This is a genomic window from Pseudomonas moraviensis (assembly GCF_900105805.1).
In the GTDB taxonomy this organism is placed as follows: domain Bacteria; phylum Pseudomonadota; class Gammaproteobacteria; order Pseudomonadales; family Pseudomonadaceae; genus Aquipseudomonas; species Aquipseudomonas moraviensis_A.
In genome coordinates, this window is the sequence record NZ_LT629788.1 from 1231083 (window position 1) to 1250908 (window position 19826).

A 19826-nucleotide genomic window follows, 5' to 3' on the forward strand; every position below is an offset into this window, starting at 1 on the left:
GGTGTATTTCAGCCAGTAATCCGCTACATTTTCCGGCCGCCCTCTGCATGGTGAATCCGCTTCATGTCTCTTGCGCTCGAACGTCTAGTCGCTGGCACGCCGATCCCTTTCGCTGGTAACCGCGTCACCGTGGTCAGCCCCGAACTGGCTGCGCGGTTTCAGCCCGGTGACCATTTGCTGGTCGAGCAGGTGAGTGGCGAGTTGTTGCTGATCCCCGTGGCCGATCAACAGGCCGCTTCTGTGGCAATCGAGCGTGCGGCAGCGGCATTCACTGCGTTGTCGGCGGTGTCCGATGAAGCCATCAGCCAGTTTTTCGACCTGTTTGCCCAGCGCCTGGAAAATCCTGAGTGCTGGACGCAGATCGAAGCCGCCAATCGCGCCGACATCGAACGGGCCAAGGCACGCGGTCGCTCGACCACTCGCTTGCTCGCTGATGAGCGGATGCGCCGCGACATGATCGCCGGCCTGCGCGCCTGGCGTGATGCGCCACCGACGCGCGGCAAGGTGATCAGCAGCGTCGAACATGACGGCTGGAAGGTCGAACAGGTGGTCTCGCCGCTGGGCATCGTCGCGTTTGTCTTCGAAGGCCGGCCCAACGTATTTGCCGACGCCGCCGGGGTGCTGCGCACCGGCAACACCGCAGTACTGCGCATCGGCAGCGATGCATTGGGCACTGCACAAGCCATCGTCACTCACGCGCTGAATCCAGCACTGGCCGAAGCCGGCTTACCGGTTGGCGCGGTGTCATTGGTGGAAAGCGTCAATCATGCCGCCGGTTGGGCGATGTTCGCCGATCGGCGTCTGTCGTTGGCCGTGGCGCGCGGTTCGGGCCGGGCGGTCAGTCAGTTGGGCAGCATCGCCCAGCAGGCCGGCACCGCCGTCAGCCTGCACGGCACCGGCGGTGCATGGCTGATTGCCGACCGTGATGCCGACGCCACGCGCTTCGCGGCAGTGGTGCGCAACTCGCTGGACCGCAAGGTCTGCAACACCTTGAACGTCTGCCTGATCCAGCGTGAACGTGCCGCCGAACTGGTGCCGCTGTTTCTCGATGCCTTGAAAGATGCCGGCACTGCGCGCGGTCAAGGCTGCAAGTTGCACATCGTCGAGGGCAGTGAAAGCTGCTTGCGAGGCGAATGGCAAAACGCGACGGTCGAGGTTTATCGCGCCGAGGGTTACCGGACCGAGGCACTGGCCGAATCCTTGCCTGAATCGGACCTGGGCCGTGAGTGGGAATGGGAAGAAACTCCGGAGGTCAGCCTGATGATCGTCGAGGATCTGAATCAGGCCATTACGCTGTTCAACCGCTACAGCCCGCAATTCACCGTGTCCTTGATCAGCGAGGATGCGGCGGTTCAGGAACGCTTCTACAACGCAGTGAACGCGCCGTTCGTGGGCAACGGCATCACTCGTTGGGTGGATGGCCAGTACGCACTGAACAAGCCGGAACTGGGCCTTTCGAATTGGGAGAGCGGCAGGCTGTTTGCGCGCAGTGCGATTCTTTCCGGTGATGGCGTGTTTACAGTGCGCAGCCGGATGACTCAGATTGATCTCACGGTGAAACGCTGACTGAAATCCGGACCGCGCCGTGTAGGAGCTGCCGAAGGTTGCGATCTTTTGATTTTGGGTAGAAATCAAGATCAAAGGATCGCAGCCTTCGGCAGCTCCTACAGGGGCGGGTCAGGCAGCGTGGCTGGCTTGCGCGCTGATCGCGCAAGTCGTGGGTTGCTCCGCCAGCGGCACAAAGGTGCGGCGATCCGATGTCAATGCGTCAATCGAACCGGTCTCGATGTCATACACCCAGCCATGCAGATTCAGCCGACCTTGCTCCTGGGCCAGGCGCACGCTCGGATGGGTCTGGATGTTCGCCAGTTGCGCGATGACGTTCTCGCGCACCATCGAACTCAACTTCGCCGCATCGCTGCCATGCGTGCGCGCTTCGTTCATTACCTTCGCCGACTCGGCATGCTGCAACCAACCGCTGACGGCGGGCAGGTGATCCATGCATTTGCACTGGGCAATCGCCGTCATTGCGCCGCAATCGGAGTGGCCGCAAATCACGATATCGCTCACACCCAGCACCGCCACTGCATACTCCACCGTCGCCGAGACGCCGCCTGGGTGCGGGCTGTAGGAGGGCACGATATTGCCGGCGTTGCGGATCACGAACAGTTCGCCGGGCTCTTGCTGGGTCAGCAGCTCCGGCACCACACGGCTGTCGGAACAGGTGATGAACAGCGTGCCGGGTTGTTGCGTGGTCGCCAGGTGTTTGAACAGTTCGCTGCGTTGCGGGAAAGCTTCGTTCTGGAATTTCAGGAAGCCGTCGATCAGGGCTTTCATGGGCGTGTCCTCTTGGCAGAAATCGGATGGCCCGCACAAGGTGCGGGCCGGGCGCGTCAGAACGGACGCAGTGGCAGGAACTTGCCGTCGAGGGTGACCACGGCGCGGGAGCCGCCTTCCGGGTCTTCGACTTTCTTGATGTCCAGTTTGAAGTTGATCGCGCTGATGATGCCGTCGCCGAATTGCTCATGCACCAGCGCCTTGAGCGTGGTGCCGTAGATCTGGATCATCTCGTAAAAACGGTAGATGGTCGGGTCGGTGGGCACGCCGCTGAGGCTGCCACGCAGAGGAATGATCTGCAGAGCGGCAATGTCATCAGCGGTCAGTTCGAGCTTGTCACCCACCACTTGGGCAGCGCTTTGCGGCAGCGGATGCTGACCGAGGAGGGCCGCTGTGACGTAGGCCAGGCTGAGGCCGGTGTCGTCGGCGAGATCCTGCCACGACAGATCTTTTTTCGCCTTGGCGTCGAGAACGCGAGTAGTCAGGGCCAGGCTGTTGTCGTTGTAGGCGTGGGACTGTTGCATGGTGTCACTCCTTTCAAGGGGTTGGCTTGCTGTGTGGGGGCAATCTTGCGCCGGCCCATCCATAGCGTCCAAGACCCATATACAATGCTGCGCATAAGCCCTGCCTATAGATGGTGTGCCCATGCTGTTGCGACATTTGCGTTATCTGCTGGCAGTAGCCGATCACGGTGGTTTCACCCGCGCCGCCGAAGCGCTGCATGTCTCGCAGCCGACGCTGTCGCAGCAGATACGCCAATTGGAAGAGACCCTCGGGGTGAGTCTGTTCGATCGCACCTCGCGCACAGTGAAGCCGACGGATGCCGGTGCGGCCTACATCGAATGCGCGCGGCGCGTGATGGTGGAGCTGGAGGCTGGGCAGCGCGCGTTGCACGATGTGAAGGATTTGTCCCGGGGCACCCTGCGCCTGGCGATGACGCCGACGTTCATGGCGTATCTGGTCGGGCCGTTGGTGCGTGATTACCGGGCACGGTTTCCCGGAATTCATCTGGAAATCTTCGAACTGTCGATGGATGACATCGAGGCCGGCCTCGCCGATGACTCGCTGGATGTCGCGATCGCGTTTACGCCGGTGCGCAATGCCGAGATTGAATGCCTGCCGGCATTTACCGAGACGCTGGGGATCATGGTCGGGCCTGGGCATCCGCTGTACGACAGCCCTTCGGCGATGACGCCGACGGACGTCGCTTCACTGGATTTCGCCTTGCTGGCCCCGGGCTTCATCACGCGGTTATCGGTGGATGAGTATTTCCATCAGCACGGGATTACGCCGCAGGTGCGGATCGAGGTGAATTCGGTGAGTACTTTGCTGGAAGTGGTGCGGCATTCCCCGCTGGCCACGATGTTGCCGGAAGCGATTGCCAGCGAAGACCGCGCACTGCGCCGGTTGCGTGTCGAAGGGGAGGCGCCACAGCGGGGCGCGGCGTTGTTGCGGCGCAGGAATAATTACCACAGTGCGGCGGCGCTGGCGTTTGTGGAATTGGTGCTGGAACTATAGGGGCACAAGGCAACGCTATCCCTGTAGGAGTGAGCCTGCTCGCGATAGCGGTGTGTCAGTTAGAAGGCGTGTCTGAATAACCGCTATCGCGAGCAGGCTCACTCCTACAGGGCTATGCGCTGAATTCGGGATGTAAAAAAGGGCCTGCTCCAAATCGGAAGCAGGCCCTTCAGTCAAATAATCTACAACTCAATAAAACCGATCAATCACCCGAACTTCATTGTTGTTCTGCATCGAGTCCCACGCCTGTTTCAGCGTCTGCAGTACATTGCCAATGAAGTCCTTGTCGGCCGCAGCCTTCTTGCCGACATAACCATGGCCGCGGCGGTACATCTTCAGGCGGGCCAGCAGGTTCTGGTGGTTGCGGTCGAATTCTTCTTCGCCAGCGTGGGGCGACAGGCAGTCGATGTGCACCTGGCCCGATTTGCTGATCCAGAGAATATGGCTGTCGTGGCTGTCTTTCTGCGCCGCGAACATACGAGCCAGTTCTTCGATGGTGGGTTGATTGTTCAGATTCATTGTTATGCCCCTTGACCAGTCTGGTGATCTTTCAAAGTTGATTCGCTAATACAGGTAGCCCATCGGTTAGTTGATCCCTGGCACCGAAACCAGGACGTCAGCGCTCGCCCGTGTGGAGTACGGGGTCGTGCATCTGTTGCATGTAGTCGTGTTGAATAACTGCTACGCAATAGCGTCACAACGAGGAGAAGCAGCGAAAACCGGGAGGCTCCTTGACGACATATCCAGTGTCGGCCACAAGCGTCTTGAGAATTTTCGCCAGCGCTTCTCGTCCTTGTACTGGACGTTCAGGCCAGGTCAGCTTCTTCAATCTGCCTTGTGGGCAGCGTGTATCCGGAAAAAACAACTCGGCGGTCAGACGAGTTTGCTCAAGCGTGTTACCAGTGCTCCCGATCGGGGAACGTCTTCATCATGCAAAAGCAAAACGATGCCGTCAACGGTTTTGTAGTGATTATTTTCAAGCACTACATATTGTCGGACAAAGCCATTTTGGAATGAGAAAACAACCGTTCAAGCAACGTAGAGACAGGAACCGCGATGGATTCAGCGGGTCGCTGGCCGCGCCGTGCGTTTACGCGTGCCAGTGGTTTTGCTGGCAGTGGATTTGCGTTTTTTCTTCCACGGCGCTGCGGCTTTGCCGGCGGGAGGCGGGCCGCTGATGGTCAGACTGAGGGCAGAGCAGCGGGTGACTTGCTTGCTCATCCACGCGGCCTGTTTGGTGACGAACTCTTCCAGACTCATCTCGCCGCTTTGCACCATGTCGAGCGCCTGCTCCCAGATCGCTGTGGTGCCAGGATCGGCGATTGCGCGTGGCACCGCGTCGATCAGGCTGAACGCGGCAGGTGTCGCCGCCAGTGCCTTGCCGTTCTTCACCAGATACCCGCGATCAAGCAAGCCTTGGATGATCGACGCGCGGGTGGCTTCGGTGCCGATGCCGGTGGTGTCCTTGAGTTTCTGTTTGAGCAGCGGATCCTCGACCAGTTTGGCAACGTTCTTCATGGCCTTGATCAGATCGCCTTCGGTGTAGGGTTTGGGTGGTTGCGTCCACAGATCCTTGAGATTTACCCGCGACACCGCGCATTCGACGCCCTGGCTCAGGGCCGGCAAGGTTTGCGGCGCGGGCGCTTCGCGGCCTTTCGCTGGGGCCAATGCCTCGGGCAGTGCGCGCTTCCAGCCCGGTTCGATGATCTGCTTGCCCACTGCGCGTAACGCCTGCCCGTTGCAATCGAAATCAGCCTGGGTGCGATCGTACTCGTGATTGAGCAGGAACTGCGCCAGGTAGCGCGCGCGAATCAGCGTGTACACCGCGCGATGCTTGCCGGTCAGGCGTTCGAGGTTCTTCGCGGCGATGGTGGGGATGATGCCGTGGTGAGCGCTGACTTTGGCATCATTCCACGCCCGCGAGCGCCGCTGTGGTTCGAGAAAACCCTGCAAGGCTTCAAGGCTCGGATCGGCTTGACGCAACGCTGCGAGAATCGCCGGTGCCTCGCTGTGCTGGCTCGAGGGGAGGAAGCCACAATCACTGCGCGGGTAGGTGATGACTTTGTAGGTTTCGTAGAGCGCCTGGGCAATATCGAGGGTTTCCTGGGCGCCGAGGCCGAGCTTCTTCGAGCAGACTTCCTGCAAGGTGCCGAGGTCGAAGGGCAGGGGCGCCACTTCGCGCATGCGCTCGGTTTTCAGCTTGATGACTTGGGCGCTGGCGGCACTGTTGATCGCCGCTGCTGCCTGTTGGGCCAACGCCTGATTCAGGCAGCGATCCTGATCATCACAAACGTCCGCCGGGGCGCGCCATTGCGCGGTAAACGCTGTGCCGTCGTGCAGCAGTTCCACGTCGATCGCCCAGAACGGCACCGGCACGAAGTCGGCGATGCTGCGGTCGCGGTCGACTACCAGTCGCAGCGTCGGCGTCTGTACTCGACCTACCGGCAACACGCCCTGATAACCGGATTGACGCCCGAGCAGGGTGAACAGTCGACTCATGTTCATGCCGATCAGCCAGTCCGCCCGCGAACGTCCCAGCGCCGAGTGATACAGGCTGAACGTTTCGGCTCCCGGCTTCAGCGCTGCCAGCGCCTTGCGAATCGACGCCTCGTCGAGTGCCGACAGCCACAAGCGGCGGATCGGCCCGCGATAGCGGCAGTGTTCGACCAGTTCCCGGGCGATCATCTCGCCCTCACGGTCAGCGTCGGTGGCAATGATCAGTTCGCTGGCTTCGCCGAGCAGGCGCTTCACCGCTTTGTACTGGCTGGCGGTGCGCGGCTTGACGGTCATTTTCCATTTTTCGGGAATGATCGGCAGATCCGCCAGTACCCAGCGTTTGTAGCGCGCGTCGTAGGCGTCCGGCGGCGCGGTTTCGAGCAAGTGGCCGATGCACCAGGTCACTGTGACGTCTGTCCCCAGCCAGCAGCCGTCGCCACGACGCCTGGCGCCGAGCACGGCCGCAATGTCTTTGGCCTGGGAAGGTTTTTCACAGAGGTACAGCCGCATATCTGCCATCGCTGGTTGGTGTGTGGAGTGGGCACAGGATGGCCGGAGTTTGCGGCCGCGGCAACTTTTATCTGTATGGATATACAGATAAAGCGTTGCTGAAGGTTTGTACCGTTCGGCTGCACGGCCGGCCGTGCCCGGGCCCATCAGCTATACCTGAACCGGTCTCTTCGCTGTGTTCAGGAGAACCTCATGAAAAGCCCCAGTCCCGTAATCAGCCTCGAACAACTGCCGGGCTGCCTGCTGGTGAAATTCCACGGCATCCAGGTCGCTGCGTCCTCCCACGCGCTGATCCTCCAGGAGGCCAACTACCCGCCGGTCTACTACATTCCCCGCGAAGACATCGACGAGAAATATTTCGCCCGTACCGACCACACCAGCTATTGCCCATACAAGGGCGACGCCAATTACTTCAGCCTTCAGGTGCCCGGACATGAGGGCGCGAACGCGGTATGGACGTACGAAAATCCAAAGGTCTCCGTCGCACCGATCCGCGACTACGTGGCGTTTTATCCGGACCAGGTGAAATTCGAAGTGATCAAAGGAGATGTCTGAATATAACTGTGGCGAGGGAGCAAGCTCACTCGCCACAGAAACAGCGTTGTCCAGGGTTCAGTTCTTGTCGAGATCGATATTCTTCGTCTCACGCAAGCAGATCATTCCCACCACCAGACTCACTCCGGTGATCAGCACCGGATACCACAGCCCATAGAAAATGTCCCCGGTATACACCACCAGCGCAAACGACACGGTTGGCAGGAAGCCACCAAACCAGCCGTTGCCGATGTGATACGGCAGCGACATGGAGGTGTAGCGAATGCGCGTCGGGAACAGTTCGACCATCAGCGCCGCCAGCGGGCCGTAGCACATGGCCGAGATAATGATCAGCGCAACGATCAGGGCGACGATCATCGGTTTGTTGATCTGCTGCATATCGGCCTGTTGCGGATAACCGGCGAGGGTGATTGCGCCGCGCAGTGCCGCCTCATCGAAACCGTCCAGTTTCACGTCGCCGACACTCACTTGCACGGCGCTACCCGCAGGCGCAGCGACGCTGGTGTAGGGCAGGCCTTGCTTGACCAGAAAGGTTTTGACCTTGTCGCACGGGCTGTCGAATTTGGCCTTGCCCACTGGATCGAACTGGAAGGTGCAAGTGGCCGGATCGGCGAGGACGGTAATCGGTGCCTGGCGGCTGGCCAGATCGATCGCGGGGTTGGCGTAGTGGGCCAGGGATTTGAAGATCGGAAAGTACAGCGCTGTCGCCAGCAGCAGGCCGAGCATCAGCACCGGTTTGCGCCCGACCTTGTCCGACAGCCAGCCGAAAAAGATGAAGAACGGCGCGCCGATCACCACGCTGATGATCAACAGACTGTTGGCCACCGCCGGGTCCATTTTCAGGAACTGGGTGAGGAAGAACAGCACGTAGAACTGCGCGGCGTAGAACGTCACCGCTTGCCCGGCGTTGATGCTGAACAGGGCGATCAGCACGACTTTGAGGTTTTCCCACTTGCCGAACGATTCGCGGATCGGCGCCTTTGAGGTTTTGCCTTCTTCCTTCATTTTCAGGTAGGCCGGTGACTCGTGCAGGCTCAGGCGAATCCAGGTGGAGATGCCCAGCAGCACGATCGACAGCAGGAACGGAATGCGCCACCCCCACACCTCAAACTGATCGCCGGTAAAATAGCGGCAACCGAGCACCACCAGCAGCGACAGCAACAGGCCAAGGGTGGCGGTGGATTGAATCCAACTGGTGTGGAAACCGCGTTTGCCGATCGGCGCGTGCTCGGCCACGTAAGTTGCCGCACCGCCATACTCCCCACCGAGCGCCAAGCCCTGGAGCATGCGCAGCACCACCAGAATGATCGGTGCGGCGATGCCGATGCTGGCGTAAGTCGGCAGCAGGCCCACGCAGAACGTCGCCACGCCCATCAGAATGATCGTTGCGAGAAAGGTGTATTTGCGCCCGATCATGTCGCCCAATCGGCCGAACACCAGCGCGCCGAACGGCCGCACAATGAAGCCGGCGGCGAACGCCATCAGCGCGAAGATGAACGCCGTGGTGTCGTTGACCCCGGCAAAAAACTGCTTGCTGATCACCGCCGCGAGGGCGCCGTAGAGGAAGAAGTCATACCACTCGAACACTGTCCCGAGTGATGAGGCGAAGATGACTTTCTGCGTTGCGTTGCTGGTCTCGGCGCTGCCCGCAGCGTCCAGCGGCTGAGCGTGGTCTGACATATCGGTATCCCTCACAGTGATTGTTTTTGTTGTTCCACTGGTGCTCGATGTCCTTGAATCAAACGCGGTCCCTTGTAGGAGTGAGCCTGCTCGCGATGGCGGTGTGTCAGCCAACGAAAATGTCGAATGTTACTCCGTCATCGCGAGCAGGCTCACTCCTACAGGGTCGGTGTTTACAACATTACGTTTGAGCATGAGTTGTGCCGCCTTCTCGGCAATCATCAGCGTAGGCGAACAGGTGTTGCCCGAGGTGATTTTCGGCATGATCGAGGCGTCGGCAACCCGCAACCCCGGCACGCCGTGCACGCGCAGTTGCGCATCGACTACCGCGTCGCCGTCGTTGCCCATGCGGCACGTGCCGACCGGATGGAAAATCGTCGTGCCGATTTTCGCCGCCGCTTCGTGCAGTTGTTCTTCGCTTTGCAGGTTGGCGCCGGGCAGGTATTCCACCGGTTTGAAGGCCTGCAGGGCAGGGGCGCTGACGATGCGTCGGGTCAGGCGAATCGCATCGGCGGCGACACGCAGGTCTTGCGGATGGCTGAGGTAATTGGGCTGAATCAGCGGCGCCGCTTGTGCATCGGCCGAGCGAATCTCGACGCGCCCACGGCTCTGCGGGCGCAGGTCGCACACCGAAGCGGTGAACGCCGGGAAACTGTGCAACGGTTCGCCAAAGCGCTCCAGCGACAGCGGTTGCACGTGATATTGCAGGTTCGCCGAAGTCTGCTCGGGACCGGATCGCGCAAACGCGCCCAACTGACTCGGCGCCATCGACAGCGGGCCGCTGCGGTCGTACAGATAACGCAGACCCATGCCCATCCTGCCCCACATGCTGCCGGCGATCTGGTTCAGGGTTCGGGCGTTTTCCAGCTTGTAGATCAGGCGCAGTTGCAGGTGATCCTGCAGGTTGCCGCCAACCCCCGGCAGCTCATGAATCACGCCGATACCCAAACGCTCGAGCAGCGGCCGCGGACCGATCCCGGAGCGCTGCAGAATAATCGGTGAGCCGATCGAACCCGCGCACAGGACAATCTCCTTGCGCGCCTTGAATCGTTTGATCTGGCCCTCATGACGCGCGCTGACTTTCGTCGCGCGGCCATCCTCCAGCAAGACACGATCAACTTCTACGCCGGTCAGCACAGTCAGGTTCGCCCGGCCTCGCAGCGGTTTCAAAAAGGCCTTGGCCGCGTTCCAGCGCACCCCGGCTCTCTGGTTGACCTGAAAGTAGCCGCAGCCTTCGTTGTCGCCCTGGTTGAAGTCATTGATGCTGGCGATGCCGCTTTGCTCGGCAGCGCTGCGAAAGGCATCCAGAATCGGCCACGACAGGCGCTGCTGTTCGACCCGCCACTCACCCTGATCGCCATGAAACTCGGCGCCGCCGGCAAAGTGGTTTTCGCTCTGCTTGAACAGCGGCAGCACCTCCTTCCACGCCCAGCCCGGATTGCCGGCCGCCGCCCAACCGTCATAGTCGCTGGCCTGGCCGCGCATGTAGATCATGCCGTTGATCGATGAACAGCCGCCCAGCACCTTGCCGCGCGGATAACTCAGCGCACGGCCATTGAGACCCGGTTGCTCTTCGGTTTTGAAGCACCAGTCGGTGCGCGGATTACCGATGCAGAACAGGTAACCCACAGGAATGTGAATCCAGGCGTAGTTGTCGCGTCCGCCGGCTTCGAGCAGCAACACCCGATGCTGAGGGTCTGCGGATAGCCGGTTGGCCAGCAGGCACCCGGCGGGGCCGGCGCCGACCACGATGTAGTCGAATTCATCGAGGGACGTCTGCATGCCCTGACCTCGCTTTTTGTTTTTATTGTCGGACACTCTAGTTGTTAGCTTTCGTTAAAAGAATGTTAGTTTTTGCGCAGCCGCTGTGCGTTTTCAAACAGCGTTCAGCGACGATAGCCGACAAGGACCCGCCATGTTCGACTGGAACGACCTGCGTTTTTTTCTCGAATTGCAACGCAGCGGCCGCTTGCTCACCGCCGCGCGCCGGCTCAACACCACCCACGCCACCGTGGCACGGCATATCGAATCGATCGAGAAAAGCCTCGGCACTGCGCTGTTCGTTCAGCATGCCCAAGGCTATGAAATGACCCCGTCGGGGGAGGCGCTGCTCAAGCACGCCGAAGCGATGGAAAATGTCGCGCTGCTGGCGCAGGAGGAAATTACCCAGTCCACGGCGCCGCTGGGCAAGATCCGCGTTGGCGTCACCGAAGGCCTCGGCATCAAATTTCTTGCCAGTCGCATGATCGGTCTGTTCGAGCGCTACCCCGGCCTTGAGGTGGAACTGGTCGCGGTGCCGCGCTTCGTCAGCATCCTCAACCGTGAAGCGGAAATCAGCATCCACCTCGAACGACCGTCCGCTGACATGCTGGTCACGCGCAAACTCACTGATTATCGGTTGGCGCTTTACGCCAGCCAAAGCTACCTCGACAAGGCACCGCCGCTGCACAGCCGCGAAGATCTGGGTCGACACGCGTGGATCGGCTACGTCGACGATCTGTTGTTCAGCCAGGAACTGATGTTCCTCAACAGCTTCTGCCGCAGCCCGCGCGTGGTGTTTCACAGCACCAGCGTCATCGCTCAGCAGGAAGCGGCGCGCTCGGGATTGGGCATCGCCGTGCTGCCGTGTTACATGGCCGCGTCCGACCCGGATCTGGTGGCGCTGCTGCCGGATGAAAGCATCGAGCGCAGCTACTGGATCAGCACGCGGCGGGAGTTGCACAAATCGGTGCGGCTGCGGGTGGTCTGGGATTATGTAGTGGGATTGTGCGAAGCAGAGCAGGGTCTATTGCGCGGTTAGTCCTGCATCACACAAATCTCCTGTAGGAGTGAGCCTGCTCGCGATAGCGGTGTGTCTATGAAGCTAGCTTTGACTCATACACCGCTATCGCGAGCAGGCTCTCTCCTACAAGGAATCGCATTTCAAGTTGATAAATATATGGATATCCGTATATTCGGTTTCCCGCATATGGCGAGCCGATCACCATGATCACCCCCACCGAAGTCTTCAAAAGCCTCGCTGACGAGACCCGCGTCCGCGCCATTCTGCTCATCGCCGAGCAAGGTGAACTCTGCGTTTGCGAGCTGATGTGTGCGCTGGACGACAGCCAGCCGAAAATCAGCCGCCACCTCGCGCAACTGCGCAGCAATGGTTTGTTGCTCGACCGCCGTCAGGGCCAGTGGGTGTATTACCGGCTGAACCCTGAGCTGCCGGCATGGATCGGCGAAATCCTCCAGGTGACCGCGAAAGCCAATGTCGAGTGGCTCAAGGACAACGCCGCGCGCCTGCAGTACATGGATGGCCGTCCCGTGCGCGAACGCGCCTGCTGCTGAATCTTCAACTTTTACGGAGCGCATCGATGCGAGTCCTGTTCATGTGCACGGCCAACAGCTGCCGCAGCATTCTTTCCGAAGGCATGTTCAATCACTTGGCGACCGGCAGCTTCACAGCGGTGAGTGCTGGCAGTTTCCCCAAAGGCCAAGTGCTGCCCCGCAGCCTGACGACGTTGCAAAAGTACGGTATCGCCACCGACGGGTTGCACAGCAAAGGCAACGACGCTTTCGAAAATGATCCACCGGATATTGTCATCACCGTCTGCGACAAAGCCGCCGGGGAAACCTGCCCGGTGTATTTCGGCCCGGCATTGAAAGCACATTGGGGGCTGGAAGATCCGTCCGAAGTGCAGGGCGACGAAGCTGCAATCGACGCGGCGTTCCAGGCCACCCTCATGCGCATCGGCGAACGCTGTCAGGCCTTCCTCGATCTGCCGTTTCACTCGCTCACTCGCGAACAACTGAAGGCTGAACTCGACCGCATCGGCGCGCTGTAAGGAGGCCCCATGTCAGATCATCTGCCCAACCTCGACGCAACCTTGTTCGACGCAGACGAGCCATCGTTAATGGGCGAACACAAACCGCGCATCCTCTTGCTCTACGGCTCGACCCGTGAACGTTCTTTCAGTCGCTTGCTGGTCGAGGAGGCCGCACGCCTGCTCGAACATTTCGGCGCCGAAACCCGCGTGTTCAATCCGTCCGGCATGCCACTGCCCGACGACGTCCCGGTCGACCACCCGAAGGTTCAGGAGCTGCGCGATCTGGTGCTGTGGTCGGAAGGCCAGGTCTGGTGCTCGCCAGAACGCCACGGCGCCATGTCCGCGGTGTTCAAAGCACAGATCGACTGGATCCCCCTCGAACTCGGCGCCGTCCGCCCGACCCAAGGCAAAACCCTCGCGGTGATGCAAGTCTGCGGCGGCTCGCAGTCGTTCAACGTGGTCAACCAACTACGCGTCCTCGGCCGCTGGATGCGCATGTTCACCATCCCCAACCAATCCTCGGTGCCGAAGGCCTACATGGAATTCGACGACGCCGGGCGGATGAAACCCTCGCCGTTCTACGATCGCGTGGTGGATGTGATGGAGGAATTGGTGAAATTCACCGTGCTGCTGCGCGGCCAGCAGGCGCATCTGGTGGATCGCTATTCCGAGCGCAAGGAGAGTGCTGAACAGTTGATGGCGCGGGTGAATCAGCGATCGATCTGACCTCGTCCCGCGGCGAGTAACGGCTGCGTTCAAGTTGCCAACAGGCTTATTCCGCCTGCAGCTGACGAATGCTGCGTGGCGATGGTGTCGACGAGTTTTTCTGGTGTTTTCGAATAACCGACACTTCAGGTTTCGCACCTGCCTGCCGATGAAATCTGCACGATTTCAACGGATGCCATCCATGAACAAGGTTGTTGCTGTACTGGTGCTTACTGCACTCGTTGCTGGCTGCAAAAGCAGCAGTTCCGATACCCAGACCGCAGATCTCTCCAATCTGCGCTGCTTCGCTTACTGGGACGATAAATCCATTAGCTCGCTGGAAGTCAGCTACATCCGCGATATGAGCAAGAGCGGTAACCTGCCGTGCACGATCATGCTGGGCGACCTGTACGAGAAAGGGCGCGGTGTGCCTCAGGACACTACCAAAGCCAAAGCCCTGTATCAGTCCGTAGCCGATAAAGACCCCGGCGCCTACGGCCAACTTGGGCGGATGGCCGAAGAAGGCATCGGCGGGCCGGTCAATGACTTTGATGCACGGCAGTTTTATCAGCGTGCTGTGAGCAAACCCGAACAGCATCGCAGTGAAGCTAAACTGGCCAAATACATGGAGGAAGGGCGAGGCGGCCCGCAGGATCTGCAAGGCGCGCTGACGCACTACTTCAATGCAACGCGGTACCTCGGCGATGCCTCATGGCAAGGCATCGAACGCCTGCGCGGTAAAGGCTTGACTCTGACGATCGAGCAGCAACAGCGCTACAATAAAATTTTTGTCGCCAGTGTGCAGAGCGGCCTCAGAAAACGCGTTGAAGTCATAGAGAAGTCTCTGGAGAGCAACGTCAGTTCGACGTCTGCGAGCAAACCGGTGCAAGTGCAGCTGGAGTACACCCCCGGCGCGTTGGCACCGGTGCTTTCGATACTACAAAGCTCAGGCGATTCCGCCCTCGATCAGAGAGTCATGCAAGCCTTTAGCGACTATCGCTTCCCCGGCGACCCGATCATGCCCCCGGGCCAAAAGAGTTATCAGGCGATCCCGGTCGTCAGGACAGACGGCAAGAGCCCACTGCAGAGGCTCAACGAGAGCAGAAAAAAGTAAGCCTTCTCCCTGCGCAAACCGGACGAGCCGGGCCGGCTGCCGACGATGGCAAAACGATCGGCAGCTTTCTTCAAGGCGAACGAAAGCTGTTCTTGTATTATTTTTGAATGCTGATTCGTGCTCCAGCCCGGTTTTGCCACCTTTCAAAGGTTCTGATCATGTCAGACATGCCACCACGCCTGATCTACAGACGCCCACAACCAGCAGACCTGCCCAGCGTGTTCGCGATTTTCGGCGACCCCAAAACCAACCAGTTCAATCCCGCCGGTCCAATGACCGACATCGCCCAAGCCCAAGCCCTACTGAGTCGCTGGCTGCAACATTGGGCAACCCACGGCTACGGATGGTGGGCAATCAGCAGCACCCAGGCCCCCGACAACATCCTCGGATTCGCCGGCATCGCTACCCATGACTATTTGGGCAAACCGGTCATCAACCTCGGCTACCGCTTCGCCGTCGAAGCCTGGGGTCACGGTTACGCAACAGAAGCCGCCCAAACCGCGCTGACCCACGCGTTCCACTACCTCGGTTTACCTGAAGTATTCGGACTGGTCAGGCCCGACCATGTCGCCTCAATTCGCGTACTGGAAAAGATCGGCATGCACCGCTTCGGCGATCTCGACGACGTCCCCGGCAAAGCCCCAAGCCTCGTATTCCGTATCCAACGACAAGACGCCTGATCCAAAGCCAGACGCAAACCTGTAGGAGTGAGCCTGCTCGCGATGACGCCAGCCCAATCACCCTCTATCTAAACCAGACAAAAAAACTGTGGGAGCGAGCTTGCTCGCGAAAGCGTCCGCCCAGTCACCCCTCATGCGCAGTACACCTTCGGGGGAGGCGGGTCCTAGTTACAGGTCTACCCACCCGCGTATGGCCACCACCTTCGTTGGTGGCGAAGGTGCTCGGCGAAATCGCCAGCTAACCCCCACCCCGACGAGGGGGCACACCCTGGCTGGCACACGGCCACAGCTTGCGTCTCCCAGTCTCGGCTGTCACCCTTCGGGCCGTTCTCAAGGATCAGAACCAGGAATCACGGATGAGTGGCTACGTACCCAACCCCCCGAAAAATTTTCGTTACGAAGAAGCCAAACCCGTCGATATTCATGCCGAGCGTTGGGCGGAATATGAGAAGTACGGGAAAGAACCTGCGCGCGAACCTGAAAAAATCGGCATTGCGTTGAGGATTGGGGTTTTCTTTGATGGTACTGGGAATAATGCGAACAACTCTGCTGCTGGGTTGTTGTGTGGCGCTCAGCATCCGATTGCGCCTGAGGATATTCCCGCCAGCTGCCAGCCTTACATGAGTGACCCGGACAGTAGTTATGGTAACGATGTCAGCAATGTGAAAAAGCTTAGTGAACTGTATGGGGCGACGCGACTCGCTGAGGGAGAGGGGCCACGAAAGAAAGCTTTCGGTATGGTCTACGTCGAAGGCATAGGTACCCGTTCGGGTGAAGAAGACAGTAAGTTCGGCGCCGGTACAGGACGTGGCGAAACCGGCGTTGCAGGGCGAGTGCAATCCTCTTTCGCAGTGATCGAGCAGCGTATCACTGAGGTATTGGACAAAAATCCCGGTAGTGAAATTGTTTCGTTGACCTTCGATACATTTGGCTTCAGTCGCGGTGCGGCAGCCGCCAGACATTTCGCCAATGAGATTGTGCGTGGCAGACAAGGCCCTTTGGGCGAGATTCTTCGCAATCAGTCCGATGCGCTCAGTTCGACCTTTGTCGACCAATACCACAGCGACATCAACATGGGCTTCATTGGTTTGTTCGACACTGTACCGTCGATTGCTGGATGGTCCAATTTGGGCAATATCAAAAGTGCAGTCGCAACAGGAATCAAACTCTACCTCGACCGACGTTACTTCACCGACGTTGTGCAGTTGGCTGCGCGGGATGAGTGCAGGGCTAACTTCGCTCTCAATCGAGTAGCGATGGATCATCCGGAAATTGTCTTGCCAGGTGTGCATTCCGATGTGGGTGGCGGTTACCTTGAGGAAGCTGAAGAATGTGTGCTCATTAGCCCAATGCAAACGCTAGAGGTCGGCAACTACGCGGATATCACCACCACATCGATCTACCGGGATGCGGTCAATGTGAGAAATCAGTGGTTAGCCGATGGCTGGCCTTCCGAAATGCTTGAAGTCGTTACACCACCTCCTTTACTGATGCCGATCAGTCCTCAGGATCGACTGAGTCCTCGAGTCAAACGAGTCTACGCCGCCGTTCAACTCAAGCGTCCGGTGAGTGGGTTACTGTCGAGAGTGAGCCTGCGCGTGATGCATCAACTCGCCAAAGCCAAAGGCGTTCGCTTCGAAGACATTCCCGAGACGCCAGACTTCGCCGTTCCTGAAGAGCTTCAGCCCATGTGTGCTCGTTTTGCCGCCGGCGACTACAGCACCACGCCAGAGGAGGAGCACATCCTCAAACTCAAGTACATTCACACATCCGCCAATTGGAACCATCCGCTTGGCAGGAGAGATGGAAGTGGCATCAGAGCTGTTTACATCAACGCCCCCACGGAAGATGCAATCCGAGTAAAGCACCCACACGTACCGGACTGGACGCTTTGGTAATGAAGTTATTTACAGCACTGCTGTGCGCGCTCTTTGTGGCTGGCTGTAATGCCGATCCGCTGTCAGCAAAGAACGACCCTAAATCTCCATGGTGGGAACTCGGTTTTACCGAACCCAACTACATGAAAGTATGGGTTGAAGACACTGCTGTGGAAGACATTAGGGGCAAGACGTTTCTGCGCACGGGTGGAGGTTCTGCGTCGGGCGGGTACCCAGAAGATGGTACTGAGTCTGCCCGAGGCTGGGACGGAGTGGGCGCGTCCGCAAAAGCGGTGGTCGGCGCTGATCTCCCAAAACGAATTTTCGTTCGCTGGCAGTCCATCGTAGAGCCTCAGACCTATCGAGCCTGGGTGGATATACCGGAAGAAGCTAGGCAACTGATGCGGACTTCGGTTAGCCAGCGCTGCGCGAAAACACCGGAGCAGCGGAGCACCTATATTTCATCGGTCTATTTGGGATTGGCGCCTGGAGGGGTAGTGCAGGTTTGGGTCAGAGACTCATGCCACCATCCTGTCAAAGTCGCGAGAGCGCAGGCAGAGATAGAACCGCTAGGGCCTAGCCAAGGCAAGAACCAAGGGCGCTACGCATATCCCGTAAGCGAAAAGTCCAAACGTTACATCGAAAAATTCGGCATCCCATACGGGAGTTGGTAACCGCTGAAGCCGTGAGTCGTCCATTGTGCCGCCGCGCTCAATTTCGATGCACGGCCGCCAGTGCACTGATCCACTATCGACCCTTTGGGTCAATAAACACTGCTCAAATCAAAACCTCAAACGCCGCACTACCCAACACCTCTCCATTAACCATCACCTGAACCCCATGCCGTCCGGCAAAATGCTTGCGCGTCGTAAAATCCTTGATGACCTGTCTGCGCCGCACTGGCTCGACCCCAAACCCCGGCAATTCCACCGTTTTCAACTTGAAAACCTTCTTCGAACCCCCGCCATTCGCCTTCACATAGTCAATCGCGTAATCAATCACCAGCCGCTGCTCATGCGCCACCGTGGACTTCACCGTAAACGATAAAGTAATAGCCTCACCCAACCTCACCACCGCCGGCTCAACCTTCACATCCAGCAACTCAACCTCAGCCTTCGCCCCCGCGCCAATCACCGTCAGCGCCCGCAAATCCCCCTGTTTGATCAAACTCCGCAACGCATGCTTGGCAATCCAGGCCGTGTGCTTGTTCTCCAACGACCAACCTTCAATCGTGTCCAACACCCACTGCGGATGCACTTTCGTCACATCATTCAAATGATTCGCCACGGACTTGCGCACGTACAGACTCTCATCCGCCTTCAACCGATCCAGTATCCCGGCGGCCAACTGCGGATCCGCCTGTACCGCTTCCAACCGAAACGACCAAGGCAGGCGAGGGCGGCTGCCTTCGCTGGCTAATCTTCTGACGTGGTGGTTTTCGTCGCGAGTCCAGTCATGCATCCGTTCCAGCGAGCGTTCAAGGTCGGCGCGCAGAAAATAGCGAATGGCGAACTCGGATGAGCCGAAGGTGGTGAAGTACTTCAGGGCTTCCATAGAAGTATCGAAAGCGTGAGCACCGTAGCTCGCGACATAATGCGGCAGGGATATGCTGACGAATCCGCTGTTCAGGCGTGGCGCGAGTTCACGTAATACATCGAGGGAATCTTCGTAGTCCAGCGGCAGCACTGCATGCAGGCTTTCGGCGACGCGGGCCATGCGTTGCATCACCGACAACTCGGCCAGCCCGCGGCTGGCATGTTCAAGAAACGCTTGGGCTTTGAATGCCGGGTACACCGCGCTCATTTCATCAGCAATGTGCTGCAGACGCTCGGCGTTGAAGATTTCCTTTAGCGCCGGAGCGGCGGTGTCGGTGGTGCTCATGGTCAGTTCATCGGTGTGCTGAGGAAGGCGTCGGTGCCTTCGGCGTAGGCGGTGTATTCGGCAATTCGCGGATAGCGTGCGGCGTCGATCTGATCGGGCACCACAAGGTCGGTGAAGCTCCAGGCAACCGCCAGGCTGATGCCATCCTGGGCGAGCGAGCCGTCGATGGGTAATTGACGATGCTCGAGTTCTTTTTCCAGCGCGGTAAACGCGGCGGCGAGTTGGCCTTCAACGCGTTCGACCCAAGGTTGATATTGAATGTCGGCCGGGCGCAGGTTGCGTTCGTAATACAGCTGCACGGCTTTTTCGCAGGCGGCAAGGCTCAGGCCGATCAGGCGCAGGGCTTGGGCGCGCTGAGGCAATTCTTTCGGCAGCAGGCTTTTACCGGATGCGCTTTCGAGATAGTCGAGGATGAGTGTCGAGTCCATCAGAACCATGCCGTCGTCGAGGATCAGCGTCGGCGCCTTGACTACCGGGTTAATCTGCTGGAACTGCTCGAAATGGCGGAACACCGAGACCGACTCATGTTCGAGGTCGATCCCCAGGCATTTGGCGGAGATCGCTACGCGGCGCACGTAAGGGGAGTCGAGCATGCCGATCAGTTTCATGACGCGTTCCTTCAAGTCGAACCGGTGGGAACGCATAACCTAGCCGAGCCTGA

The 19826-nt window shown here is 59.2% G+C and carries 19 protein-coding genes; 11 read left to right on the plus strand and 8 right to left on the minus strand.

Annotation, left to right across the window (positions count from 1 at the left end; translation table 11 throughout):
- Positions 1-63 precede the first annotated feature (63 nt).
- A complete protein-coding gene (locus BLU71_RS05935; protein WP_083352536.1) occupies positions 64-1566 on the plus strand; it encodes an aldehyde dehydrogenase family protein in 1503 nt (500 codons plus the stop codon).
- 111 nt (positions 1567-1677) lie between these two features.
- Here BLU71_RS05935 and BLU71_RS05940 read toward each other — a convergent pair whose 3' ends face one another.
- Positions 1678-2337 (minus strand): carbonic anhydrase, encoded by a 660-nt coding sequence (locus BLU71_RS05940; RefSeq protein ID WP_083352537.1) that lies wholly within the window; start codon positions 2335-2337, stop codon positions 1678-1680.
- A 56-nt stretch (positions 2338-2393) separates the two neighbouring features.
- Positions 2394-2861: a cyanase gene (gene cynS, locus BLU71_RS05945; protein ID WP_064363505.1), complete on the minus strand. Its 468-nt coding sequence runs from the start codon at positions 2859-2861 to the stop codon at positions 2394-2396.
- 121 nt (positions 2862-2982) lie between these two features.
- Here cynS and cynR point away from each other — a divergent pair, with 121 nt between their 5' ends.
- Complete coding sequence (gene cynR, locus BLU71_RS05950) at positions 2983-3855, plus strand: transcriptional regulator CynR (RefSeq protein WP_083352538.1); 873 nt, start codon at positions 2983-2985, stop codon at positions 3853-3855.
- A 189-nt stretch (positions 3856-4044) separates the two neighbouring features.
- On the opposite strand, the gene BLU71_RS05955 is transcribed toward cynR, so the two are convergent.
- On the minus strand, positions 4045-4374 hold the full coding sequence (locus BLU71_RS05955; RefSeq protein WP_042609383.1) for a hypothetical protein: 330 nt from the start codon (positions 4372-4374) through the stop codon (positions 4045-4047).
- A 543-nt stretch (positions 4375-4917) separates the two neighbouring features.
- Complete coding sequence (locus BLU71_RS05960) at positions 4918-6861, minus strand: DNA topoisomerase III (protein WP_083352539.1); 1944 nt, start codon at positions 6859-6861, stop codon at positions 4918-4920.
- A gap of 192 nt (positions 6862-7053) precedes the next feature.
- On the opposite strand from BLU71_RS05960, the gene BLU71_RS05965 reads away from it, so the two are divergent.
- Complete coding sequence (locus tag BLU71_RS05965) at positions 7054-7416, plus strand: DUF427 domain-containing protein (protein WP_042609386.1); 363 nt, start codon at positions 7054-7056, stop codon at positions 7414-7416.
- A 57-nt stretch (positions 7417-7473) separates the two neighbouring features.
- Here BLU71_RS05965 and BLU71_RS05970 read toward each other — a convergent pair whose 3' ends face one another.
- Together BLU71_RS05970 and BLU71_RS05975 are read right to left on the minus strand one after the other, a co-directional pair.
- A complete protein-coding gene (locus tag BLU71_RS05970) occupies positions 7474-9096 on the minus strand; it encodes an MFS transporter (protein ID WP_042609387.1) in 1623 nt (540 codons plus the stop codon).
- A gap of 129 nt (positions 9097-9225) precedes the next feature.
- Positions 9226-10878 carry a GMC family oxidoreductase gene (locus BLU71_RS05975; protein WP_083352540.1) on the minus strand — a complete coding sequence of 551 codons (1653 nt, stop codon included), beginning with the start codon at positions 10876-10878 and terminating at the stop codon, positions 9226-9228.
- A 133-nt stretch (positions 10879-11011) separates the two neighbouring features.
- On the opposite strand from BLU71_RS05975, the gene BLU71_RS05980 reads away from it, so the two are divergent.
- The 8 genes from BLU71_RS05980 (at position 11012) to BLU71_RS06015 (ending at position 17958) form a co-directional block, all read left to right on the plus strand.
- Positions 11012-11896, plus strand: a complete 885-nt coding sequence (locus BLU71_RS05980) for a LysR family transcriptional regulator (RefSeq protein WP_083352541.1) — start codon at positions 11012-11014, stop codon at positions 11894-11896.
- A gap of 185 nt (positions 11897-12081) precedes the next feature.
- On the plus strand, positions 12082-12429 hold the full coding sequence (locus tag BLU71_RS05985) for a metalloregulator ArsR/SmtB family transcription factor (protein WP_042606695.1): 348 nt from the start codon (positions 12082-12084) through the stop codon (positions 12427-12429).
- Positions 12430-12455: 26 nt separating this feature from the next.
- Complete coding sequence (locus tag BLU71_RS05990) at positions 12456-12926, plus strand: arsenate reductase ArsC (RefSeq protein ID WP_064363500.1); 471 nt, start codon at positions 12456-12458, stop codon at positions 12924-12926.
- Positions 12927-12935: 9 nt separating this feature from the next.
- The gene (gene arsH / locus BLU71_RS05995; protein ID WP_083352542.1) at positions 12936-13634 is read left to right on the plus strand and encodes an arsenical resistance protein ArsH; all 699 of its coding nucleotides are present in this window, start codon (positions 12936-12938) and stop codon (positions 13632-13634) included.
- A gap of 181 nt (positions 13635-13815) precedes the next feature.
- On the plus strand, positions 13816-14727 hold the full coding sequence (locus BLU71_RS06000) for an SEL1-like repeat protein (protein ID WP_083352543.1): 912 nt from the start codon (positions 13816-13818) through the stop codon (positions 14725-14727).
- A gap of 158 nt (positions 14728-14885) precedes the next feature.
- On the plus strand, positions 14886-15407 hold the full coding sequence (locus BLU71_RS06005) for a GNAT family N-acetyltransferase (RefSeq protein ID WP_064363497.1): 522 nt from the start codon (positions 14886-14888) through the stop codon (positions 15405-15407).
- Between the two features lie 356 nt (positions 15408-15763).
- Positions 15764-17305, plus strand: coding sequence for a T6SS phospholipase effector Tle1-like catalytic domain-containing protein (locus tag BLU71_RS06010; protein ID WP_083352544.1), 1542 nt, complete (start codon positions 15764-15766; stop codon positions 17303-17305).
- Positions 17305-17958, plus strand: coding sequence for a DUF2931 family protein (locus tag BLU71_RS06015; RefSeq protein ID WP_083352545.1), 654 nt, complete (start codon positions 17305-17307; stop codon positions 17956-17958). Before BLU71_RS06010 ends, BLU71_RS06015 begins: the two co-directional genes overlap by 1 nt.
- A gap of 103 nt (positions 17959-18061) precedes the next feature.
- On the opposite strand, the gene BLU71_RS06020 is transcribed toward BLU71_RS06015, so the two are convergent.
- Both BLU71_RS06020 and BLU71_RS06025 read right to left on the minus strand, forming a co-directional pair.
- Entirely contained in the window at positions 18062-19165 is a 1104-nt protein-coding gene (locus BLU71_RS06020) for a DNA alkylation repair protein (protein WP_083352546.1), read from the minus strand.
- Positions 19166-19167: 2 nt separating this feature from the next.
- Positions 19168-19773, minus strand: a complete 606-nt coding sequence (locus BLU71_RS06025) for a glutathione S-transferase (RefSeq protein ID WP_064363493.1) — start codon at positions 19771-19773, stop codon at positions 19168-19170.
- Positions 19774-19826 lie beyond the last annotated feature (53 nt).